The 22,149-nt window shown below is 72.1% G+C and carries 20 protein-coding genes; 8 read left to right on the top strand and 12 right to left on the bottom strand.

All coding sequences use genetic code 11. The features are described 5' to 3' along the window. The first annotated feature begins 53 nt into the window (after positions 1-53). The 6 genes from AB0C25_RS07655 to AB0C25_RS07630 all read left to right on the top strand — a co-directional run bounded on the left by AB0C25_RS07655 (position 54) and on the right by AB0C25_RS07630 (position 5,126). A complete protein-coding gene (locus tag AB0C25_RS07655; protein ID WP_357252614.1) occupies positions 54-839 on the top strand; it encodes a DeoR/GlpR family DNA-binding transcription regulator in 786 nt (261 codons plus the stop codon). A 121-nt stretch (positions 840-960) separates the two neighbouring features. Continuing rightward, a complete protein-coding gene (locus AB0C25_RS07650; RefSeq protein ID WP_357370634.1) occupies positions 961-1,971 on the top strand; it encodes an ATP-binding cassette domain-containing protein in 1,011 nt (336 codons plus the stop codon). Continuing rightward, positions 1,968-2,984, top strand: coding sequence for an ABC transporter permease subunit (locus AB0C25_RS07645; protein WP_357370632.1), 1,017 nt, complete (start codon positions 1,968-1,970; stop codon positions 2,982-2,984). The genes AB0C25_RS07650 and AB0C25_RS07645 overlap by 4 nt, the downstream gene beginning before the upstream one ends. A gap of 111 nt (positions 2,985-3,095) precedes the next feature. Next, entirely contained in the window at positions 3,096-3,503 is a 408-nt protein-coding gene (locus AB0C25_RS07640) for a DUF3263 domain-containing protein (RefSeq protein WP_357370630.1), read from the top strand. Between the two features lie 139 nt (positions 3,504-3,642). Then, positions 3,643-4,476, top strand: coding sequence for a hypothetical protein (locus AB0C25_RS07635; RefSeq protein WP_357370628.1), 834 nt, complete (start codon positions 3,643-3,645; stop codon positions 4,474-4,476). Positions 4,477-4,616: 140 nt separating this feature from the next. Next, positions 4,617-5,126, top strand: coding sequence for a GNAT family N-acetyltransferase (locus AB0C25_RS07630; protein ID WP_357370626.1), 510 nt, complete (start codon positions 4,617-4,619; stop codon positions 5,124-5,126). A gap of 53 nt (positions 5,127-5,179) precedes the next feature. Here the strand turns inward: AB0C25_RS07630 and AB0C25_RS07625 are convergent, their stop codons facing one another. From AB0C25_RS07625 to AB0C25_RS07590, 8 genes are all read right to left on the bottom strand, one after another. After that, entirely contained in the window at positions 5,180-6,112 is a 933-nt protein-coding gene (locus AB0C25_RS07625; protein WP_357370624.1) for a superoxide dismutase, read from the bottom strand. Positions 6,113-6,204: 92 nt separating this feature from the next. Next, the gene (locus AB0C25_RS07620) at positions 6,205-8,430 is read right to left on the bottom strand and encodes an AAA family ATPase (protein ID WP_357370621.1); all 2,226 of its coding nucleotides are present in this window, start codon (positions 8,428-8,430) and stop codon (positions 6,205-6,207) included. A gap of 36 nt (positions 8,431-8,466) precedes the next feature. Next, the gene (locus AB0C25_RS07615) at positions 8,467-8,982 is read right to left on the bottom strand and encodes a hypothetical protein (protein WP_357370619.1); all 516 of its coding nucleotides are present in this window, start codon (positions 8,980-8,982) and stop codon (positions 8,467-8,469) included. 37 nt (positions 8,983-9,019) lie between these two features. Next, on the bottom strand, positions 9,020-9,766 hold the full coding sequence (locus AB0C25_RS07610; protein WP_357370617.1) for an ATP/GTP-binding protein: 747 nt from the start codon (positions 9,764-9,766) through the stop codon (positions 9,020-9,022). After that, entirely contained in the window at positions 9,744-10,226 is a 483-nt protein-coding gene (locus AB0C25_RS07605; protein WP_357370615.1) for a DUF742 domain-containing protein, read from the bottom strand. Before AB0C25_RS07605 ends, AB0C25_RS07610 begins: the two co-directional genes overlap by 23 nt. Continuing rightward, on the bottom strand, positions 10,223-10,696 hold the full coding sequence (locus AB0C25_RS07600; protein ID WP_357370613.1) for a roadblock/LC7 domain-containing protein: 474 nt from the start codon (positions 10,694-10,696) through the stop codon (positions 10,223-10,225). Before AB0C25_RS07600 ends, AB0C25_RS07605 begins: the two co-directional genes overlap by 4 nt. After that, a complete protein-coding gene (locus tag AB0C25_RS07595; protein ID WP_357370611.1) occupies positions 10,693-13,221 on the bottom strand; it encodes a nitrate- and nitrite sensing domain-containing protein in 2,529 nt (842 codons plus the stop codon). Before AB0C25_RS07595 ends, AB0C25_RS07600 begins: the two co-directional genes overlap by 4 nt. Beyond that, positions 13,208-14,386, bottom strand: a complete 1,179-nt coding sequence (locus AB0C25_RS07590) for a hypothetical protein (RefSeq protein WP_357370609.1) — start codon at positions 14,384-14,386, stop codon at positions 13,208-13,210. Before AB0C25_RS07590 ends, AB0C25_RS07595 begins: the two co-directional genes overlap by 14 nt. Before the next feature lie 375 nt (positions 14,387-14,761). Here AB0C25_RS07590 and AB0C25_RS07585 point away from each other — a divergent pair, with 375 nt between their 5' ends. Further along, complete coding sequence (locus AB0C25_RS07585; RefSeq protein ID WP_357370607.1) at positions 14,762-17,626, top strand: alpha/beta fold hydrolase; 2,865 nt, start codon at positions 14,762-14,764, stop codon at positions 17,624-17,626. Beyond that, positions 17,626-18,492, top strand: coding sequence for an ABC transporter permease subunit (locus AB0C25_RS07580; RefSeq protein WP_357252575.1), 867 nt, complete (start codon positions 17,626-17,628; stop codon positions 18,490-18,492). The genes AB0C25_RS07585 and AB0C25_RS07580 overlap by 1 nt, the downstream gene beginning before the upstream one ends. 9 nt (positions 18,493-18,501) lie before the next feature. Here AB0C25_RS07580 and AB0C25_RS07575 read toward each other — a convergent pair whose 3' ends face one another. The 4 genes from AB0C25_RS07575 to AB0C25_RS07560 all read right to left on the bottom strand — a co-directional run bounded on the left by AB0C25_RS07575 (position 18,502) and on the right by AB0C25_RS07560 (position 22,140). Beyond that, on the bottom strand, positions 18,502-19,194 hold the full coding sequence (locus tag AB0C25_RS07575) for a DUF4232 domain-containing protein (protein WP_357370605.1): 693 nt from the start codon (positions 19,192-19,194) through the stop codon (positions 18,502-18,504). An 89-nt stretch (positions 19,195-19,283) separates the two neighbouring features. Next, complete coding sequence (locus tag AB0C25_RS07570; protein ID WP_357370603.1) at positions 19,284-20,309, bottom strand: virulence RhuM family protein; 1,026 nt, start codon at positions 20,307-20,309, stop codon at positions 19,284-19,286. Then, positions 20,306-21,856 carry a plasmid pRiA4b ORF-3 family protein gene (locus AB0C25_RS07565; protein WP_357370601.1) on the bottom strand — a complete coding sequence of 517 codons (1,551 nt, stop codon included), beginning with the start codon at positions 21,854-21,856 and terminating at the stop codon, positions 20,306-20,308. Before AB0C25_RS07565 ends, AB0C25_RS07570 begins: the two co-directional genes overlap by 4 nt. Continuing rightward, the gene (locus AB0C25_RS07560; RefSeq protein WP_357370599.1) at positions 21,853-22,140 is read right to left on the bottom strand and encodes a hypothetical protein; all 288 of its coding nucleotides are present in this window, start codon (positions 22,138-22,140) and stop codon (positions 21,853-21,855) included. The genes AB0C25_RS07565 and AB0C25_RS07560 overlap by 4 nt, the downstream gene beginning before the upstream one ends. Positions 22,141-22,149: the final 9 nt, after the last annotated feature.

Raw genomic sequence — 22,149 nt, 5'->3', positions numbered from 1 at the left:
TAGTGTGCACGCAATCAATCACCGTCCGTGCTGTCACTGGGAGGACCCCCGCGGTGGACCGGTACGCCAGATGGAACGCCCTGCTCGAGATGCTGACCGACAACGGCCGGGTCAGCGTCGAGGCGGCAGCCGAGCGGCTGGACGTCTCCCAGGCCACCATCCGGCGTGACTTCGACCAGCTCGCCCAGCAGCAGATGATCACCAGGACCCGGGGCGGCGCGGTCGCCAACGGCGTGTCGTACGACCTGCCGCTGCGCTACAAGACGGCCAAGCACTCGGCGGAGAAGCAGCGGATCGGCGCTGCCGCCGCCGCGCTCGTGACGCCGGGCACCGTTGTCGGTCTGAACGGCGGCACCACGAGCACCGAGGTGGCGAGGGCGCTGGCCGTGCGTCCGGACCTGAACACCAGCGCCGAGGGCGCCCAGCTCACCGTGGTGACCAACGCGCTGAACATCGCCAACGAGCTGCTGGTCCGATCGCGGATGAAGGTCGTGGTGGCCGGCGGGGTGGTGCGCCCGAAGTCGTTCGAACTCGTCGGCCCGCTGGGTGGGGCGCTGCTGCGCGAGGTCACTCTGGACGTCGCCCTGCTCGGCGTGGACGCCATCGACCCGCAGCTCGGCGCGGCCGCCCACCACGAGGGGGAGGCCGCGATGAACAACCTGATGGTGGCCCGGGCCAAACGCGTGGTGATCATCGCGGACTCGTCCAAGCTGGGCGGTCACGCCTTCGCCCGGATCTGTCCGGTCGAGCGGGTCGAGACCCTGGTGACCGACTCCGGCGCCGCCCCGGAGGTCGTGGAGGCGTTCCGTGCCGTCGGCGTACAGGTCATCTGCGCCTGAGCGGTGACGCTCCGTCGATGAGGTGACCCATTCGGCGCGTCGATGCATACCCCGTATTGAACGTCTCTGCATACCGCGTATGGTGTCGGCTGTCACGCCCACCCATCGGGGGAGGTGCAGCTTGCCAGCTGTCCTGGAGATCGAAGGTCTACGTAAGACGTACAAGAGTCGTCGACGCGGTTCCCGCAACGCGCTCGACGGCTTCGACATGCGGGTCGACGCAGGGCAGGTGCACGGCTTCCTGGGCCCCAACGGGTCCGGCAAGACGACCACGCTGCGTACCCTGCTCGGCCTGATCCGACCCGACGGCGGCCGGATGTCGCTGCTCGGGCACGAGGTCCCCGACGCGCTGCCCACCGTCGCCGGCCAGGTCGGCGCGATCGTGGAGAGCCCGCAGTTCTTCCCGCACTTCACGGCACGGGACACGCTGTCCCTGCTGGCCGGGGCGGGCGGGGTGCCGGCCGTCCGGGTCGACGAGGTGCTGGAACTCGTCGGGCTGCGCGACCGGGCCGACGAGCGGGTCAAGACGTACTCGTTGGGCATGAAGCAGCGGCTCGCCGTGGCCTCGGCCCTGTTGAAGAACCCGAAGCTGCTCATCCTCGACGAGCCGGCCAACGGCCTCGACCCGGGCGGCATCCGGGAGATGCGCACGCTGATGCGCGGTCTCGCCGAATCCGGGATGACGGTGCTGCTGTCCAGTCACATCCTCGGCGAGATCCAGTTGATCTGCGACTCGGTCACCATCATCTCGCTGGGCCGGCGGGTCGCGTTCGGCCCGGTCGACGAGGTGCTCGCGCAGCACTCGTCCGGCGCGGTCCGAGTCCGGCTGGAAGCGGTGAGCGACCTGCCGGCAGCCACCGAGGCGCTCACCGCGGCCGGTATCGGGGTCACCGGTCACCCCGACCACCTGATGTTGACAGGCGTCGACAAGCCCGCCTCGGTGACCCGCCTGCTCGCCGAGCGCAACCTCTACGTCAGCGAGTTGGCGCCGATCGCCGTCGATCTGGAGAGCGTCTTCCTCGAACTGACGTCCACCGCACCGGTCCCCGGTCAGCACCGGCAGGTCGACGAGTCCATGAAGGTCGGTGGCACGGGTCAGCCCGGCACCGCCGGGGGAGGGTGGGGCGCGTGAGCCTCTTTCGTACGGAGCTGCGCCGACTCACCAAGCGGCGCTTCACCAGGTACATGACGCTGCTCGGCCTGCTGGTGCTGGCCGCGATGATGGTCGGGGTGTTCTTCACCAACCAGAAGATCGGCGCCGAACAGTACGCGAAGGCCGAGCGGCAGGCCGAGCAGGATTACCAGAAACAGGTGCGCTGGAGCGAGCAGGCGCGGGCCGACTGCGAGCGGGCCAAGGCGGCCGGTACGACGAACGATGACCGCTACCCCGAGGACTGCTCGCAGATCACGCCGCCGCCCCGGGACCAGATCCAGGCGCAGTGGTTCCTGCCCTCGACGTTCGACTTCCGGGATACGTTCGACGAGACGCTGATTCCGTTCGCGGCGATCCTCGCGCTTGTCGGGTTCGTGGTCGGCGCGTCCTTCATCGGTGCCGAGTGGAGCACCGGCGGGATGATGAACCTGCTGCTCTGGCGTCCGAAGCGACTCACCGTACTGCTCACCAAGCTGGCCGCCCTGCTCACCGGCATGCTGGCGGTGACGCTGCCCGCCGCGGTGCTCTGGTTCGCCGGGTTCTGGGGGGTCGCCACGTTCCGTGGCAGCACCGAGAAGATGACCTCCGGCGCCTGGCAGTCGTTCGTGCTGACCGGAGTGCGGGGTGTGGTCCTGGTGCTGGTGCTCACCACCATCGGCTTCGCCCTGGCGTCGCTGGGTCGGCACACCGCGATGGCCCTGGGTGGCGTGGTGGCGCTGATGGTGGTCGGCCAGTTCGGCCTGGGCATCCTGCTGGGGTTGGCGAACGTGCGCTGGCCCGAGGCGTACCTGCTGCCCACGTACCTGCTGGCCTGGGTGTACAAGAGGGTCAAGTTGCAGGACTGGGACTCCTGCGAGGCGACCTTCAACGGGTCGTGTGAACCGTCGACCCTGGTCATCACCTGGCAGCAGTCCTCGGTGCTGCTCTCGGTCGCGGTGGTGGTGATCCTCGGAGCGGCGCTCTGGGCGATGCGTCGCCGCGACATCTCCTGATCCGACCGGTCTGACGCGGCGCGGCCGGCCCGGCCGTCGGGATTCCCGGCGGCGCAGGGTCGGCCGCGCCGGCTGGTGCGACCCAGGTCGTCCCTGGCTAGGCTGAGGACCATGTCCGCCGACGCCACCCCGGCCACCCCCGAGCCGTCCACTGACGCTCGTCGGGGTGACGTCGCGGGTGGGGTCGCGCCGTCGGTTCCGACTCCGCGGCCGGTGCCGCCCATCGAGAGCACCGATGATCCCGACCCGGGCGACGGGGTCGCCGTTGCGCCGAGCGCGCCGACAGCCGTCGGGCTGACCGAACGGGAACGGGCCATCCTGGCCTTCGAGCAGCAGTGGTGGCGGCACGCCGGTGCCAAGGAACAGGCCGTCCGGGACACCTTCGGGCTCTCGTCGACCCGCTACTACCAGTTGCTCAACGGGCTGCTCGACAACCCGGCCGCGTTGGCCGCGGACCCCGTGCTGATCGCCCGGCTCCGCCGGTTGCGCTCGTCGCGCGCCCGCAACCGGCGCCGCTGAGCGCCACCGTCCGGCAGGAATGTAGCCGGGTCCACGGGGTACGCGGGGAGCGCTTCGGGGCCGCCGCTGGGCGGGTGGCCGGAGGTTGACGGAGGGGGCGGGCGATGGCGGGCACCAATCCGACGTGGGAGTGCCGGTGATGCGGGTACGCTCCGCGTCCGCACCGGCCCCCGGCCGGCCGGTCAACGAGGATCTGGTCTTCCAGATCGGTCCGCTGGTCGGTGTCCTGGACGGCGCGACCGTGCCGGAGGGCTTCGACACCGGCTGCGTGCACGGGCCGGAGTGGTACGTCCGGCACCTGGCCGCCCGCCTCGGCGTCGCCGAAGCGGTACGCCCGGCGGCACGGCTGACCAGCAACCTGGCGGCGGCCATCCTCGCCGTGCGCGCCGACCACGGAGGGCAGTGCGACCTCGACCATCCCGGCACCCCGTCCAGCACCGTGTGCCTGCTGCGGGACTGCGGCGACCAGGTGGACTACCTGGTGCTCTGCGACAGCCCCCTGGTCCTGGACGCCGGCGGTCAGGTCAGCGTGGTCACCGACAACCGACTGGACGCGGCGATGGCCGAGCTGCGGGAGACGGTGGCCGTCCTGCCCGGCGGCGCGGCGGATCCGGTCACCCAGTTCCGGCACGCCGTGAGCGTGCAGCGGGAGCGGATGAACCGTACCCACGGCTACTGGGTGGCGGCCGCCGACCCGGACGCGGCCTTCCACGCGGTGACCGGGTCGATGCCTCGGCGAGGTCCGACGGCGATCCGCCGGGCCGCGCTGCTCAGTGACGGCGCGTCCAGTGCGGTGGAGCAGTTCGAACTCACCGACTGGGCCGGACTGCTGGACCTGTTGAGCGTCGACGGGCCGGGCGCGTTGCTCGACCGGGTCCGGACGGCCGAGCGCGACCACCCGGACCGGCTGCGCCGGCACAAGCCCACCGACGACGCGTCGGTGGTGTTCTGCGAGTTCGCGCCGGCGGTTTGAGCCCCTTACACCCGGTCGGGTGACAACAGAGCGTGATGTGGAACACCCCGCCCGCCCGACCGGCCGGTACCGCTGTCCGGACCGCCAGTGGATGGCCAATGGGGTGGACTTCGGCCGATGAGCGCGGCAGACTGCGGCACGTGGCGGGTGCGGTCCGGCTGGAGCCGGTGGACGAACAGAACCTGGAGCCGTTGCTCTCCGTAGCGGCTGCCGAGGCGGAGCCCAGCGATGTGATGCCTCCGGTCGAGGCCCCCGCCGGCTGGTCGCTCGCCCGTCGCGAGGCGTTCCGGGAGTTCCATCGGGCCAGCTTCGGCGGACTGGACGGCCCCACCCGCTCGCAGATGTACGCGATCCTCGTCGGCGGCGAGGTGCTGGGCATGGTCCGGATGACGCGCTGTGACGAGCCCGGCACGGTGGAGGCCGGCATGTGGCTCGGTCGCTCGGCACGCGGGCAGGGGATCGGCGCGGCCGCCCTGCGGGAGTTGCTGAACGCCGCCGCGCGGGCGGGCATGCGGGTGGTGGTCGCCGAGACGACCCCGGACAACATCGGCGCGGTTGCCGTGCTGCACCGCTCCGGCGCCAAACTGTACGAGGAGGACGGCAAGGTGCGTGCCGAGATCTGCCTGGACTCGACCCCGCCGGCCCTCTGAACCCGCCCCGGCCGGTCGGCGGCGACCGCAGGGGCCACCGCCGACCGCCTGGATCAGGCCGGCACCCGGACGATGTCGTAGTCGGTGGTCGGCGTCGACTCCACGTCGAACCGCCCGTTCACCACGTACAGCGCCGAGCCGAGCAGGTCACCGGTGGCCGGCGAACGTAGCTGCGGACCGGTGATCTCCCGCTGCACGGTCCCGGCGGTGTGGCCGGCGTTCAGCCGGACCACCGCGATGACGTTGCTCAGGTTCCGGATCACGTAGAGGGTGCGACCGCGCAGTACCAGCCCGTCGGCCCGATCCACGGAGTAGCCGCCGAGGTTGAAGACGCGGCTGCCGCCGGTGCGTGGGTCGACGCGGACGAGTTGGCCGGTCAGCATCTGCGCGACAAGCAGGTCGCCGTCCGGAAGCGCCACGATCCCGTTGTTGAACGCGTCAGGTGTCGCGCCCGGACCGGTGAGCGGCAGCACCCGGACGGCGGCGGTGGCGGGCAGGCGGCCACCCGGACCCAGCGGCACCACGTACAGCACCGGTCGGGTGGAGTCGGTGAAGTAGACCGCCCGGTCGGTGATCACCAGGTCGTTGACCAGGGTGTCGGGGTCGGTGGTGAACGGGTAGTGGGCCAGCCTGACGCCGCTGTCCGGGTCGTACACGCTGGCACCGCCGCCGGTGAAGTCGGCGGTCCAGAGCCGGCCCCGCGAGTCGATCTTCATCCCTGCCTTGGCGGTGCCGGGTGTGCCCGGGATCAGCACCGAGCCGCGCCCGGTCCGGAGATCACCCCGCCACACCGCGCCGTCCAGCACGGACCCGACGTACACCGTCGTGCCCCGACCGATGGTCAACCCTTCCGGGGTGAACCCGTCGGGCAGGGCGATCCGGGCTGGGAACGGCTTCGCTGGATGGGCGGTCGCCGTCGTGCCGACCGTGGCCAGGGTCGCCGCCGCGGCCAGGGGGACGAGAAGAAGGGACAGTAGCTTGCGCAAGGAACACCGCCTGACGTCCAGGTGGAGGACTCCACAGAGGAATGTGACGCCCTAATAACACTCCGGATGCACCAAAAGGTTGGGTGCGGTGCTCAGTCCCGCCGGGCGGCGTACGCGGCCAGCGCGGCGACCTGGGCCGGGTCCAGCGAGGGGCGCACCCGTGCCCGTGCCGTCGAGACGTGCCCGGCGGTGACCGTGGCGGCGGTGAGAGACTCCCGCATCGCGGCCAGCGCCGCCTCCCGGACCAGCGCCGCGCAGTCCGCCGCGGAGAAGCCGGTCAGCTCGTCGCCGAGGGCGGCGAGGTCGACGTCGGGCGCCAGCGGCACCTGCCGGGACGTGGCTCGCAGGATCTCCGCGCGGGCCGGCCCGTCCGGCGGTGGCACGTAGACCAGCCGCTCCAACCGACCCGGCCGCAGCAGCGCAGGGTCGACCAGGTCGGGCCGGTTGGTCGCGCCGACCACCACCACGTTGCGCAGCGTCTCCACCCCGTCCAGTTCGGTGAGCAGCGCGGCGACCACCCGGTCCGTGGTGCCCCCGTCGGTGGCCTGCCCGCGTACCGGCGCCAGGGCGTCCACCTCGTCCAGGAAGATCAGGGTGGGGGCCGCCTCCCGGGCACGGCGGAACAGCTCGCGGACCGCGCGCTCGCTCTCGCCCACCCACTTGGAGAGCAGTTCCGCGCCCTTCACCGACAGCACATTGGCCCGCCCCGAACCGGCGAGCGCGGTGACCAGGTAGGTCTTACCGCAGCCCGGTGGCCCGTAGAGCAGCACACCGCGGGGCGGCTGCACCCCGAGCCGGGCGAAGGTGTCCGGGTAGGTCAACGGCCACAGCACCGACTCGGTGAGCGTCTGCTTGACGTCGTCCAGGCCACCCACGTCGTCGAGGGTCACCGAGGCCAGCTCCAGGGTCGAGGCCGCCATCGTGGTCGGCCGGACCACCTCCCGGGCGGCCGTGAAGTCCGCCATCGACACCGTCGGCGTCTCGGCGGACTTCTGCCGCAGTGCCGCGCGTACCCCGGCCTCCCGGACCAGCGCCGCCAGGTCCGCCGCGACGAACCCGGGGGTACGCGCGGCCACCTCGTCCAGCCGGACGTCGTCGGCCAGCGGCACCTGCCGGGTCAGCACGGTGAGCTGTTCGCGGCGCAACGCCTGGTCGGGAAGCGGAATGCTGATCCGCAGCGACAGCAGGTCGGGTGCGCGCAGCGCCGGGTCGACCGCCTCGGGTCGGCCGGTGGTGCAGACGACTGCGACGCCGGCCCGGACGCACTCCGCGAGCACCTGGCGGAACACCGTCGCCACCGGGCCGGGCTCGTCCGCCGGTGCGAGCGCCTCGACGTCGCTGACCAGCAGCACCGCCGGCCCGCCGGCTCGGGCCGCTGTCGCCGCGGCACGCAACCGGTCGGCGGCGGCCTGGTTCGTCGACGCGGCCACCTCGGGTGCCCACAACGGGTGGACGCGGGCACCCACCCGGGCGGCGACGGCCCGGACCAGCGCCGACTTCCCGGAGCCGGCCGGACCGACGAGCAGCACCCCCAGCGAGATGGTGGTGCCCAGCCGGCCCAACACCTCCCGGTGGTGGAACCCGAGGTCGAGCAGCTCGGTCAGCTCCTCGGCCTGGGTACGCAGCCCGGGAAGCTCGTCCACGTCAGGTGTGTCGTCCGGCTGGTCCACCTCCGGCGCCGCGTCGGTCGTCCGGAGCGGCCGCGCCCACCCGGCGTCGACCGGGGCGGGTCCGCCGTGGGTGGCGGGGCCGTGCTCCCAGCCGATCATCGTGTCCATGGTGACCAGCGCGCCGGCGGCCGGCTCGACCGTGCGCACGGTGAGCAGGGTGCTGGTCCAGGCGAAACCGACAGTGTTGGCGAGGCTGCGCCGAGCCGCCTCGACCAGGCTGCGCACCGAGGCGTCCGGCAGCACGTCCTGGGGCAGCAACGACACGTCGTCGCCGCCGGTGAGCACCTTGCCCAACAGGGCCAGCCGGAGCATCTCCGGGCTGACCGCCGCGACCACCTCCACCGGCCCGGCCAGGACGACCCGGGCCGCCGGCACCAGCGGCACCGGGCTGACCCGCACCTGGGCACCGTCGCGCACACCCAGGTTGCCCAGGGTCAGGTCGTCGGCGTACAGCAGGGAGCTGCTCGCGCCCGGCGCGGCGGTCGCCACGATTCCCGCCGTCTCGCGGCGGCCGGCAAGCCGGACCGGGTCGCCGGGCCGCAGTCCCAGCGCGGTCAGCGCCTCCGGATGCAGCCGTACGATGCCCCGTCGGGCGTCCAGCGCGGCCGGCCGTAGGCTCGCCGTCAGGGTCAGGTCGGGTTGCGCCACCGCCCGACCGTAGCCGCCGCAGGCCAGCCCCGCCGGTCAGCGCCGCGGATCCAACTCGTCCAACAACGACGGATCCCGCCGGATCAGCTCGGCCAACCGGGCCGCCGGGTCCGGGGTCAGCCCGTCCGGGCCGGGCGCCCACTCGGGGACCGTCCGGCCGGACAGCGGCCACGCCGGCGGGGGTTCCACCGGCGCCGGCGGGGGCACCGGCCCGACCGTGACGTCCGGCCCGTCCCAGGAGACCCGCATGGGGTACGTCCGACCCTCGTGCTGCACCTGCACGGTCACCACCAGCCCGGGATGGCCGCCGACGACCTGACGGACCGCCTCGGCCACCTCCTCGACCGGACCCCACCCGGGGACCTCGCTCGGTGAGTCCGCCCCCGCGTGCCGTGGGTCGTGCCGTCCCGGCCCGGCGCCGCGGACGTCGTCCGGACCCGGCCCGGGAAGGCCCGGCGGCGGCATGCTGTCGTCACGGTCGTTGGTCCGCCGGCGCCGCGCCTCCTCGCGCCGGGCCAGTCGGGCCAGCGTCTCGTCCAGGTCGCCCCTCACCAGATCACCTCTTCCCGCACGGCCGGAGCCGGTCGGCTCAGGCTTGCCTGTCCCGGGTGGCACGTTCCAGCGCACGGTCCAGGACGACAAGCAGGGCGTCCCGCACCGAGAGCCGGTCCCGGGCGTCGAACTGCACTAGGGGCACGTGGTCGCCGATGGCCAGTGCCCAGCGGATCTCGCCGAGTTCCAGGGCCAGCCGCCCGTCGAAGGCGTTGACCCCGACCACGAACGGCAGCCCGGCCCGTTCGAAGAAGTCGATCGCGGGGAAGCAGTCGTCCAGCCGGGCGCTGTCCACCACGACCAGCGCGCCGAGCGCCCCGCGGGCGAGGTCGTCCCACATGAAGCCGAACCGGGCCTGCCCCGGCGTGCCGAACAGGTAGAGCTTCAGACTCCGGTCGATGGTCACGCAGCCGAAGTCCATCGCCACCGTCGTGGTGGTCTTGGTGGAACGGATACCCGGATCGTCCACGCCGATCCCGGCGCTCGTCATCTCGGCCTCGGTGGTCAGGGGAGCGATCTCGGAGATCGCACCCACGGTGGTGGTCTTGCCCACCCCGAACCCACCAGCCACCAGGATCTTGACCGGGATCGGCGGTGCCGCCGGCCTACCGACCGGCGGCGCGGGCGTCCCCGCGCCGGACGGAGGCTGGTACGGCGGCGGCGGTGGGCCGGCGCGTCCGACTGCCGGCCCGGCGCCCGGCACGGCGTAACGGGCGGCGGCGCTGTTTCCGGCGGCCCCGCCGAGCGGGGCGACCGGCCATTCAGGAGATCGCACGAAGTCCATCAATCACTCGCAGGATGAGGTCGGGGTCGGCGGCGTCGTTGGTGTCGGTGACGTGCACGTCCAGGTGCCCGGCCGCCCGTAGGTCGCCGACCAGCACCCGCGTCACGCCCAGGTGCAACCGGGCGCGGGCCGAGATCTCGGCAACCGAGATCGGTGCGGCGCAGAGCGCGATGATCGCCTGGGACTCCGGTGCCAGCAGGGCGTCGGGAGCGCCGGTCGGCCAGCCGCCGTCCATCCGGGCGGTCACCTGCGTCTCCAGCCCGATCGCCGGGTCGGCACCCGCCACCCGTCCGGAGGTGAGCACGAACGGACGGGGACCGGCCGGTCCACCATCCTCCGGCTCCGGCAACACCTGCGCCACGACCTCGCCCGCGTCGGTCGGGCGAGGCGTGTGCAGGTACGGGCGGATCCGGGTCCTCGGTTCCGGGTCCGGATCCTCGCCGGCGACGTCGGGGGTCACTGCTGAACGGCGTTCTTCAACTCGACGATCAGCCGCGGGGTCAGGGCACCACCGGCCCGCCCGGCGAAGAGCGTCATCTCGTACGCGACGGTGCCCAGGTTGGCTGACCGGTCGGCGACCACACCGAGCACGGAACCGCTGCTGATCGCGCTGATCAGCAGGTAGCCGTCGGCCATGTCGACGATCACCCGGTTCAGGCCACCGAGGGCGTACCAACTGGCCGCCCCACCGGCGAGACTCGTCATCCCGGAGACCACCGCGGCCAACCGCTCCGCGTTGGACCGGTCCTTGATCGCCGACATGGCCATCAGCAGGCCGTCCGAGGAGACCGCGATCGCCTCCAGGACCCCGGCCGTGCCGGAGGTGAAGGAGTCCAGCAACCAGTTGAACGTGCGGGCCTCCGGGCTGAGGTCCCCGCTCGCGCCGGACTGGCTCTGGTCGACGTTTTCGTGCAGGAAGGGACTGGTCACCGTGATGATCCTTCTTCGTTCCGGCGGTCAGGGCCGACTTCGCGGAGCGCGCGGGCGACGCCCTCCTCGAACTCGCTGATCTGCTTGCGGACCTCGGCCGGGTCGCCGAGGTGCGTACTGGGTGGCTGACAGGCCGGGACGACAGTGAGGTTCGCCCCCGGCACCCGTCGGCTCAGTCGGGGCCGACCCGGGGTGGTGTCGGACGGACCGGCGCCACCGGCCACCGTAGGGCCGACGCCGCCCGGTGTGCTCGGCAGGTCGACGGTGTTCAGTTCGGCCCGGCGTACACCGGCCTGGAACGCCTCGACCAGGGCCCGCGCGGCGGCGGGGTCCGCACCGGTGGCGTCCACCGGCCGGGTTGGTGCGGCGGCGGCGTGCAGGCTGGCCCCGGGCACCCGCTGCCGAACCCGGGGAGTGCTCGGTGCGCCCGACGGTTCCGGCTCCGCGGCGGCGGGGACGGGCTGCTGCGATGGTTGGCCGGGGCCGAACGCGTTCCAGGACGGGCTGGCCTCCAGGCTGCGGGTGGCCCGGCTGAGCAGGTCCGAGTCGAAGCGGGTTGGCTCGTCGACGGCCGCCGTGATGGACCGCGTGGCGCGTTCGGACGCAGCCGCCGTACGCCGGTCCCGCTCCGGCACCGAGGCCCGGGCGACGGTGCTCCCGGCCGGGTCGGCTCGGCGCAGCACAAGTGACGTCGACGGGATCTCCAGGTATGCCGTCACTCCACCGCCGGTGGTCGCGGCCAGGCCCACCTCCCAGCCGTGGCGGCGGGCCAACCGGCCCACCACGAAGAGGCCGAGCACCTCGGTCGGTGCCAGGTCGAGTCGTTCCCGGCGGGTGAGCCGGGCGTTCTCCTCGGCCAGCCGTTGCTCACCCATGCCGATGCCGTGGTCCACGACGGTGATCCGCGCGCCGAGGCCGGACTTGTCGGCGGTCACCAGCACCCGGGTGTGCGGTGGGGAGAAGGCGGTGGCGTTCTCCATGAGCTCCGCCAGCGCCAGGATGAGGTCACCGACCACCGCCGGCGCGGCCGAGATGCCCGCCGGCACCCGCACCTCCACCCGGGTGTAGTCCTCGATCTCGCCGAGCCCCAACCGGACCACGTCGGCCAGCGGCACCGGCGCGGTGTGGGCATCGGCGCCGGCCGAACCGGAGAGCACCACCAGGCTGCCGGCGTTGCGCCGCAACCGGCTGGAGATGTGGTCGAGCCGGTACAGGTGCTCCAACCGGCCCGGGTCGGCCTCCTGCTTCTCCAACCGGTCGATCAGCGCGATCTGCCTGCCCACCAGGTTCTGGGTACGCCGCCCGACGTGGCCGAACATCTGCGCCACGTTGCGCCGGCCGGCGACCTGCCGCTCGACCAGCCGTGCGGCGGTGCTCTGCACCCGGTCGAAGGCCCGCGCCAGGTCGCCGATCTCGTCGTTGGCTCGGATGTCCACCGGTTCCAGCCGGATCGGCTGGGGGCTCTCCCCCTCGTCGTCGGTGACCCGGACCAGCTCCGCCTCGGCGACCCGGGCGACCCGGTCGGCCGAGCGGGTGAGTCGGGTCAGTGGTCGGGCCACCGTCCGCGCGACCGCCGCGCTGAGCAGCACCACCAACGCCAGGATCAGCGCCGTGGTGGCCCCGACCAGGTACGCGGCCGTCAGCGCGCGCCGCTGCTCGGTGGTCACCTCGGTGAGTACGTCGGCGATCAGCTTCTTCTCCACGAACTGACCGAGCCGGATCATGGTGCGGACGGCCGGGAAGAGCGCCTCCATCGGCACGTCGCGGACGGCGGTGGCCGGGTCGCGGGCGCTGGTGGCCAGGAAGTCCGAGCTGGTACGCGCGGCCACGGCCGCGTCGTTGAGCTGGGCCACCTTGAGCTGCTCGGGCGTGATCAGGCTGCGGAAGCGCTGGTTGTCGACCAGGAGCGCGGCGATGCACGCCACGTACCCGTTGATGGTGTCCGAGTTGCCGATCGCCTTGACCAGCAGGCTCAGGGTGGCGCAGGCGCCCAGCCCCTCGTCGGCGCGGAGCAGCCCGTCGAGGGCGAGCACCTGACGGCCCGGCAACGTGTCGGTGTCCACCCCGAACACCAGCCGCAACGAGTCGATCAATCCCTTGTTGACCGGGCCGAACGCATCCATGACCTGGCCCGGGTTCGCGACCCGGGCCAGCACGGACGTGCGCAGGTCGACGAGGCTGGACACGCCGTCCAGGGCGCGGTCGACCCGGTCGGTGAGCGCGCCGCTGCGCCCGGCCCGCAGGTCGGCCACCCGGTCGTCCACGTCGGCGGACTTGCGGACCACCTCGCCGCGCTCGACCCGGCCGAGCAGGAAACCGACCGAGAGGATGCGTTCCTGCTGGAGGTCCTGGACGAGGCTGCCGACCCGGCTGGCGAGCCGTACCCGCTCGGCGGTGTCGCTGGCCCGCTGGGCCGCGCCCACCCGGTCGAGCATCACGGGCACGGCCAGGCCGACCATGCTGAGCAGTGGGATCACCACGAGCAGCGCGAGCTTGCCGCGGATCCGGAGCCTACCGAGCAGCATCGAAGGCCCCCCACTGCGCGGGCTCCGCGTCGCGCGCCGCGCCGGCCGGTTGCAGTCCGCGCGGGTCGTTGGGCACGGGTTGCCACGAGTCTGCCGGCGCAGGGGTGTCGGCGCTCTCCGCGTGGGTCACCGCCAGGGCCGCCCGACGCCGCGCCCGGCCGCCGGCGGCGACCTGCAGCGCGGCGAGCCAGCTCAGCAACAGCACCGCGAGTACGCCGGCTGCGCCGATCAGCCAGCGGTCCCGGTTGAAGCCGTCGATGCGTTCGACCAGCAGGGCGTCCAGTTCGGCGAGGATGACCGGCTGAAGTTGGCGGGCCGCCCGGTGCGTGTTGAGCCCGGCGGCGCTCAGATGACCGGGGTCCACCACGCCCGTGCCGTTGGCCGGAGTGGAGTACCCGGCCAGCGCCTCCACCGAGCGTTGGTAGGTGTCCAGTGGGGTGAGGACGTTGGCACCGAGATCGGTGCTCTCCGAGCCGTCCACGGCGGAGCGCAGGTTGTCGACGACGTTACCGGCGGGTGCCAGGGCGGCCACCCGCAGACCGGCCAGCTCCATCATGCCGCGTGGTTGCTCGGCGGCCGGCCGGCGGGAGACCAGCATGCCCAGGTCGGCGAGCCGGCCGGCGGCCACCACCGCCTCGGGCAGTTCCTGACCCGCGCTGTCCTGGAGGAAGAAGGAGTCAGCGACGGGATCACGGACCAGCCCGGAACTCTCCCGGACCTTGCGGTGCAGTGCCAGCAGCAGGTCCGAGACCTCGCTGTACGCGGTGTAGGCGGCCTCCGGGTCGGCGGGGCTGCGGCCGCGCAGTGCCTCCACCTTGGCGCGTACCCCGGCCCAGCGTTCCTGGCTGAGCAGCTCGGCGCCGACGCGGGCGTCCACCGCGGCGGCCTCCTCGACCGCCCGGTTCAGCGCGTCGCCGGACACGGGTCGATTGCTGATCGCGGCGGACTGGGTCTCCACGAGGGCGTCGGTGACCGAGCCCAGCGCGGTGAGGTACTGCACGCCGAGTCGCTCCCGGACGGCGAGGTCCCGGTCGTCGGTGGTCTGCTGCCAGGCGGACGTGACGAGCAGACCCACAGGCGCCAGGAGTGCCCCGACAAGCAGCGACGGCAGCAGTCGGCCCAGGGTGGACGGACGTCGACGGGCCCGCGGCGCGGGGACTGTCATGGTTGTGTCTCCTCCGGCATGGGGCGCGGATCGGCGCGGTGTCGGGTGACCCCGACAAGTCCCGTGCACCGGACCGGAAAACTAACCGACCCCCTTGCTGGTCAGGCCTCGGTGGACGAGTCAGGTTCGCGTCAGTTCGAGCAATGTCACCATTCGCCCGCGTTCCCGACACGCTCTGTTTCGGCAGTGGGTGTGACATGGAGGGATGCAGGCCGATATCCGTGAAAGATCGGAATTCACGGGATCCGAACTCAACTCACTGTGCCGCGTCGGACATGGCGCGCTCGCTGCCGCCCGCGCACCGATCGGGGCAACCGGACGGACGTACGGCGGATCTCAGCCAACGCTCAGGCTGCGGGCCGTACCGTGTGCCGCATGACATCGCCGTCGCCGGCCGCGTGGTTCCGGCGTGCCCTGCCCACCCGCCGCCGCGCGATCGCCGCGGCGGCGGCCGTCGTGCTGCTGGCCGCCGCCGTGACCTGGGCGGTGTGGCCGCACGGACCCGGCGTACGCAGCACGAGCGAGATGCTCACCGTCCGCTCCGGACCGTCCGACGACCAGCCGGTGGACCTGGACACGACCTTCTACCTGCCCGCCGACGCCTCGTCCGCGCGGAAGGTCCCGGCGGTGCTGTTGGCGCACGGATTCGGCGGCACGAAGGAGTCGGTGCGCTCCGACGCGGAGGAGTTCGCCGGGCGCGGTTACGCCGTGCTCACCTGGACCGCGCGGGGTTTCGGCCGCAGTGGTGGCGAGATCCATCTGGACAACCCGGACTACGAGGTGCGCGACGCGTCTCGGCTGCTGGACTGGCTGGCCGCCCGACCGGAGGTCCGCACCGACGCCGCCGGTGACCCGAAGGTCGGTGTGGTCGGCGGCTCGTACGGCGGTGGGTTGGCGCTGTTGCTTGCCGCCCAGGACCGTCGGGTCGACGCGATCGTCCCCATGATCACCTGGAACGACCTGTCCCGTGCCTTCCTGCCGGAGAGCACCGGCGGGGCGCCGACCGAGGGTGTGTTCAAGAAGGGCTGGGCCGGTCTCTTCTTCGGCGGCGGCGGCAACGTGGGTTCCGGCCCGGCGGGACTCTCCGGCGGGACCGCCGCCCAGCCGCAGGGCGCACCGGCGTCGGCCGGCCCGCCCAGCCCGGAGCCGGGCGCCGGTCCGGGCAGCGGTCCCGGTGGTGCCCCGGCCGGTGCGGCCGACCCGTCCTGCGGCCGGTTCGCGGCCGACGTGTGCGCCGCGTACCTGCGGATCGCCACCACCGGGCGGGCCGATCAGGCAGCCGTGGACCTGCTGCGCCGCTCCAGCCCGGCGGCCGTACTGGACCGGATCAAGGCGCCCACCCTGCTGGTGCAGGGCGAGGCGGACACGCTCTTCGGTCTCGGCGAGGCGGACGCGAACGCGAAGGGCATCGCCGCCGCGGGCACCCCGGTACGGGTCGCCTGGTTCACCGGCGGGCACGACGGTGGCAGCGGACCCCGGTCGGACGAGGACCGGGTGAAGTTCCTGACCGTCCAGTGGCTCGACCACTACGTCAAGGGCGAGGGCGACGCTCCCGGTGACGACTTCACCTGGTCGCGGATCGCCGGTTTCGACGCGCTCGACCGGGGTCTGGTCGCCACCGGATTCCGCCGCGCCGACTACCCGGGTCTGACCGGCAACGCCCGCCGGGAGGTCACGGTCGCCGGTCCGGCCCAGCCGATCGCGAACCCGCCGAACGGCAACCCGGCCGCCATCTCCTCGATCCCGTTCGCCGGTGGACTCACCTCCCTGCTGGACGGCGTGGCCGGTGACGTGCCCGGCCAGCACGCCCGGTTCGAGTCGACGCCGCTGACCGAGGCGGTGGACGTGGCAGGTGCGCCCACCGTCACGCTCCGGGCCGCGTCGCCGACCGGTTCGGCGGTGCTCTTCGTCAAGCTCTACGACGTCGACAAGGACGGCGCGGCGACCCTGCCGAACGGGCTGGTCGCCCCGATCCGACTCACCGGCCTGCCGCAGCGTGTGCAGGACGCCACCCCGGTCACCGTGACGCTGCCCGGGATCGTCCGCCGGGTGGAGGCCGGGCACCGGCTGCGGCTGGTGGTGGCCACCTCGGACCAGGCGTACACGACGCCCGCCGAGCCGACCGTCTACACGGTGTCGGCGGACGGCGCGGTCAGCCTGCCCACGGTCGACGGCGAGCCGATCCCCACCGCCGCGACGCTGTGGCGCTGGGTGCTCGCCGGTCTGCTCGCCGCCATCGCGATCGGCCTCGTCGTGGTCGTCGCCGTGCTGCGCCGCCGGCATCGCCGCCAGGACCGGTCGGTGCATCCGGAGTACGCGGACACGCCGTTGGCCGTGCGCGCGCTGCGCAAGGAGTACGCGGACGGCTTCGTGGCGGTGTCGAACGTCGACTTCGAGGTGCACCCCGGTCAGGTGGTGGGTCTGCTCGGACCCAACGGCGCCGGTAAGACCACCACCCTGCGGGTGCTGATGGGGTTGACCCAGCCGACCGCCGGGGAGATCTACGTCTTCGGTCGCCGGCTGGTGCCCGGCTCGCCGGTGCTGTCCCGGATCGGCGCGCTGGTCGAGGGACCCGGTTTCCTGCCGCACCTGTCCGGCTTGGAGAACCTGAAGGCGTACTGGCGGGCCACCGGCCGGCCGTGGGAGGACGCCCAGTTCGACGCGGCCCTGGAGATCGCCGGGCTGGGTGACTCCGTACAGCGGAAGATCAAGAACTACAGCCACGGCATGCGCCAGCGGCTGGCCATCGCCCAGGCCATGCTCGGGCTGCCCGAGCTGCTGGTGTTGGACGAGCCGACGGACGGGCTCGACCCGCCGCAGATCGCCGAGATGCGTCGGGTGCTCCAGCGGTACGCCACGGACGGGCGGGCGGTGCTGGTCTCCAGCCACCTGTTGGCCGAGGTGGAGCAGACGTGCACCCACGCGGTGGTGGTGAACAAGGGCCGGATCGTGGCGTCCGGCCCGGTGGAGGAGATCGTGGGCGAGTCGCCGAGTGTGCTGTTCGACGTGAGCGACCCGGTGGCGGCGCGGGTGGTGCTGGACCGGCTGCACGGGGTGCGGGTGCTGCCGGAGAGCGACGGCCAGCTGGTGGTCGACACCAACGGCACGGCCCGCAGCGAGGTGGTGGCCGAGCTGGTGCGCGCCGGCATCGGGGTGGACCGGGTGGTGCCGCGACGCCGCCTGGAGGACGCGTTCCTCGCCCTGGTGGGCGACAACTCTCGGGGAAGCGGTGACCGGTGATGGCTGTTACTGGCGCGGGAGCGGCCCAGGGCTACCGGCCGTCGGCCACCATGCCGTTCGGGGCGGAGTTCCGGCGGCAGGCGTCCCGGCGGCGTACCCAGCTGGCACTCGGGTTCATGGTGCTGCTGCCGCTGATCATCCTGATCGCGTTCCAGTTCAACTCCGGTGGCGACGACGACAACGGCAACAACGAGTTCGCCAGTCTGGTGGACCTGGCCACCTCCGGCGGGCTCAACTTCACCCTCTTCTCGATCTTCGTGTCGGCGTCGTTCCTGCTCGTGGTCGTCGTCGCGCTGTTCTGTGGCGACACGGTGGCCAGTGAGGCGAGCTGGGGCAGCCTGCGGTACCTGCTGGCGATCCCGGTGCCCCGGGCCAGGTTGTTGACGGTGAAGCTGGTGGTCGCGCTCGCGTACTCGGGACTGGCTCTTGTGTTGTTGGCCGGCACCGCGTTGCTGGCCGGCACCCTGCGCTACGGCTGGTCGCCGCTGCGCAGCACGGTCGCCGCCGAACTGGAACCCACCGAGGGGCTGCTCCGGTTGCTGGCCGTGCTCGGCTACCTGGCGGTCGTACTGCTGGTGGTGGCCGGGTTGGCGTTCCTGCTGTCGGTGACCACGGACGCCGCGCTCGGTGCGGTCGGCGGCGCGGTGCTGCTCTGGATCCTGTCCAGCATCCTGGACCAGATCACCGCCCTGGGCGCGTTGCGCGACTTCCTGCCCACCCACTTCAGCACCGCCTGGCTGGGGTTGCTCTCGACCCCGGTGCAGACCGACGACGTGGTGCGCGGCTGCATCTCGGCGATCAGTTACGCGACGCTGTTCTGGGGGCTCGCGTTCTGGCGCTTCACCCGCAAGGACATCACGTCGTAGCGGCGGGGCTCACAGCCGGCCGTCGGGCGGGCTCACCGAAGTCGGCACCGCGGTGGGCGCCGGCGGCCGGCCCGGCCGGCCCGGCCGGGTCGGCACCGGCGCGGACGAGTCGGCCTTCTTCCAGGCGCTGACGCCGATCCGGCCGGTGTTGCCCAGGTCGATCGGTCCGTCCGGATCGACCTCCTCGGCCGGCTGCCCGGCCGCGGGTGCCACCGTCAGGTACTCGCCGTTGGTGGCCACCACCGTCGAGTCGGTGACGAGGTTGCGCCAGAGCAGCACTGCCGTGGCCCGTTCGTTCGGGGCGAGGGTGACCTCCCGGGGCGGTTGGTCGAAGCCCGAGGTGATCTCCCTGCCACCGTTGACCACGCGCAGCAGGACCGGCTCGCGCTGCTCGTCGAACACGTGCAGCACCGGGTATCCGTTGAGCTGGTACGGGCGGTCGCCGCAGTTGACCAACTCCAGGCCGAGGGCGCGTAGGCCCATCGCGGCGTCCCCACCGGTCGAGCGGATCCGGACGCCGGTGGCCGGGCAGCCGGCCAGCGGGTCGGTGCTCGCGGACGGGCTCGGCGCGGTCGGCGGTGGGCCTGGCGGATCCCCACCCTGGCCCCGGTGGTCGTCGGTGGTGGTGCAGCCGCCGAGCGCAAGAGCCATCGCGAACGTCGCGCCGGTGAGCCGCCGTGCTGTCGTGTCGCGCGAGACCATCCGTTGATCCTCGCCCACGTGGGCGAGCGGCCGCCGCGCGGCCCCGACAGTTGGGTGCCCTGTCGAGCCTGCTGACGCATCTGGTCCAGCTAATCTCCGCCGTGTCGGTCACGGCGCTCGATGTCCAGAAGCTCGGCGAGGTCCTGTTCCTCCTGCCGGCGCGCCTCCTCAGCCTGCACAGCGCGGCGCCGGTTGTCGTATTCGGCGTACACCTGCCCGACCCGTGCCTCGGCGGCGGCCGACGAAATCCCGCCAGCGCCGGCCAGCACCTGCCGTTCGTTGAAGGTCAGGAACGCGTCGGCGCGCTGAACCCACTCCGCCATCAGGATCTGTTGCCGACGGCGTGCCCGATCTTCGGCGAAGTCGAGGAACATCGTCGTCAGGCGGTTCAACTCGCTGATCTCGTCCGCAGTCAGATAGTTCTTGGAGATGGCGACGTCCGCCTTGCGGACCTGCTGACCGCGCCAGTTGGTCAAACCCATGGTCGGCGACCCCGAATCGGCCCGCTTCACCATCAGCTCGCCCGCGGTGTGGCCGGTGACGGCGTACAGCAGCTTGTTCTGAATCGTGGCGAAGAAAGTCTTGGCGGTGTCACTGGCTCCGGAGTAGTCGGCACTGGTGGTGGCGAAGATGTCACGAATCTTCTGGTAGAAGCGCTTCTCCGACGCCCGGATGTCGCGGATGCGTTCCAGAAGTTCGTCGAAGTAGTCCGCCGCTGCGACGTCCTTGAGCCGCTCGTCCTGCATGGCGAAACCCTTGACCAGGTACTCAGTCAGGACTGTCGTCGCCCACTGCCGGAACTGCACCGCGCGGGGCGTGGTCACCCGGTAGCCAACAGCCAGGATCATGTCCAGGTTGTAGACCTTGACCTCACGCCGCACCTGCCGGCCACCCTCGGCGCGAACTACTAACTCAGAGTTAATAGTTGCTTCGGTCACCTCCTCGTCGGTCAGTACTCGGCGCATAATCTGCACGATGTTGGGGACCGAGGTCCCGTACAGCTCGGCCATCTGAGCCTGAGTCAGCCAGACCGTCCCCTTGGCCGCCCGCAACTGGACGACGGAGCCGCCGTCGTCGGCGCGGTAGAGGATCAGCTCGCCAGCAGGATCAGTCACCCATTGCCCCCTTCGGTGAGGGCTTGGGTGATCTCGGTGGCGTCGAACCGGGCGGGCTGGAAGTCGGCGGCCGAGGCCAGCCCGAACCATTCCAGCCGGTCGCCGTGTTCGGGGTGGCTGGGATCGCTCAGCACCTCGACAAGTTCGGCGTAGCCCCAGATGCCGCCGCAGTCTTCCGGAGGGGCCGCGCGCCGCCCACCGGTGCAGCGTGGGTACGCGATGGGCTGGCGAGGCAGCACCTTCTCCACGACGATGTCGTGTGTCCAGTCGTCGCCGAAGTCGTACGTGTACGTGAACCGGTCACCGACGCTGGGCGCGACCTGTTCGAGGGCCACCGGGGCTTCGGCACGATAGCCCAACTCCCGGTTGGCGACCCCGAAGTCGCCGTACGCGGTCTCGAATACGTGCAGGTGGGAGTCGTACCAGTCGAAGGCCACCTGGATGGTGTGGTGCAGGTCGGCAAGGCTGGTGTCGGCGGGCAGTTCCAGACGCCGCCAGATCGGCGGCTTCGCCCCCCGCAAACCCACCTTGAGCTGGTATATCGGTGCGGCGGGGCCGGACTTCTTCCGCTTGGCTGGCAACTTCCGCCCGGCGGTACGCCGTACCGCGCGGCCTTGGATCTGCGGCGCCTGGCCGGCGAGCTGGGTCAGCATGTCCAGCAGTTCGAGGGGGTTTTGGGGGGCGTCGTGCTCGGCTGGCGGGCGCGTCGGCTCGGGCAGCGTACGGATCCGGGCTCGCAGCAGCACCGCCAGCATGTGGTAGCCCGGCCCGTCCTCGTCGTCGAACTCGACGTCGAATTCCGAGGGGTCACGTTCCTGGTCGTGGTCGGCACGGGCGTCGAGGGCCCGTTCGACCTGCCACCGAAACTCGGCCGGGTCCAACAACTCTTCGGCGATCTTCACGCCGGCACGACGGGTGTTCTGCTGGATGGTGCTGACAACCTCGTTCATGGCGTCAGCGGGAAAGAACACGATGTCGGCGGCCGCGTCACAGTCGAGGTGGTCGACGTTGACGACGAACCCGTACGAACGCCCGGCTCGCTCGAAGTAGCAGACGAGCATGGACGCGCTGCCCGCCGGGTCGGCGAAGCGTCGACATGCGCCGACCCGCACGGGTTGGCGCAACTCGCCGGCCCAACTCGGCGGTGTCACGCCCGCGTCCACCAGACGCTGGGCAGCCTCTGCGGCGACGGTGCCCTCCCGGACGGCGTCGATCGCGAGGAGCACCGCGAGCGCTTCGGGCGTACCGATGTCGGCGACGGACGGCAGCAGGCCCTCGTTGAGCGCCTCGGCGAAGCCCGCACCGGCCAGGTCACCGGCGGACAGGAACGTCGCGGCAAACAACTCGGCCTCGACGGGATCGTCCGCCTTGACCAGGTCGGCACCCTCGGCGACCAGGTCGCCGATGAAGTTCTCCGAATCGAAGTCAGCGTCTGAGCACGCCGGGCAGTCGCACTGCTCCACCTCGGCGGGCCGGGCGCGACGCACGACCTGCTGGCCGGACCGGCTGGACTTGGCGCGCTTACGACGGCGGCTCTCGGGACTCATCCGAGCATGTTTCCACGGCTGCTGGGGCCGGACTGACACGACCCGCCGGGGTGGTCGGTCGGCAGGGCGCAGCGCGCGCCGCCGGGGAGGCGACTGTCGCACCAGACGCGGGTACGCACGAACTGACGGTCCTCCTCGCTCAGCGTCGTCTCGCCGAAGTCGATGGCGGTGACGTGACCGAGGGAGTCACGCAGCGCCTCCACCAGCGCCCGTGCGCCATCGACGCTGGTCAGGGTGGTGGGCAGGTGCACGATCCAGCGGGGTTGTGTCTCGTACTCCGTCATGGGTTTCCT

The organism is Micromonospora sp. NPDC048839 (genome assembly GCF_040649915.1).
GTDB lineage: Bacteria > Actinomycetota > Actinomycetes > Mycobacteriales > Micromonosporaceae > Micromonospora.
Note: the sequence above shows the minus strand (reverse complement) of the source record. Positions and strands in the feature narration are given on the sequence as shown.

Coding starts and splice junctions, on each gene's coding strand:
- AB0C25_RS07610 (WP_357370617.1), bottom strand. CDS start 9,766: ATGGACTTCGTGCGATCTCCTGAATGGCCGGTCGCCCCGCTCGGCGGG.
- AB0C25_RS07635 (WP_357370628.1), top strand. CDS start 3,643: ATGCGGGTACGCTCCGCGTCCGCACCGGCCCCCGGCCGGCCGGTCAAC.
- AB0C25_RS07580 (WP_357252575.1), top strand. CDS start 17,626: ATGGCTGTTACTGGCGCGGGAGCGGCCCAGGGCTACCGGCCGTCGGCC.
- AB0C25_RS07590 (WP_357370609.1), bottom strand. CDS start 14,386: ATGACAGTCCCCGCGCCGCGGGCCCGTCGACGTCCGTCCACCCTGGGC.
- AB0C25_RS07575 (WP_357370605.1), bottom strand. CDS start 19,194: ATGGTCTCGCGCGACACGACAGCACGGCGGCTCACCGGCGCGACGTTC.
- AB0C25_RS07595 (WP_357370611.1), bottom strand. CDS start 13,221: ATGCTGCTCGGTAGGCTCCGGATCCGCGGCAAGCTCGCGCTGCTCGTG.
- AB0C25_RS07585 (WP_357370607.1), top strand. CDS start 14,762: ATGACATCGCCGTCGCCGGCCGCGTGGTTCCGGCGTGCCCTGCCCACC.
- AB0C25_RS07640 (WP_357370630.1), top strand. CDS start 3,096: ATGTCCGCCGACGCCACCCCGGCCACCCCCGAGCCGTCCACTGACGCT.
- AB0C25_RS07560 (WP_357370599.1), bottom strand. CDS start 22,140: ATGACGGAGTACGAGACACAACCCCGCTGGATCGTGCACCTGCCCACC.
- AB0C25_RS07565 (WP_357370601.1), bottom strand. CDS start 21,856: ATGAGTCCCGAGAGCCGCCGTCGTAAGCGCGCCAAGTCCAGCCGGTCC.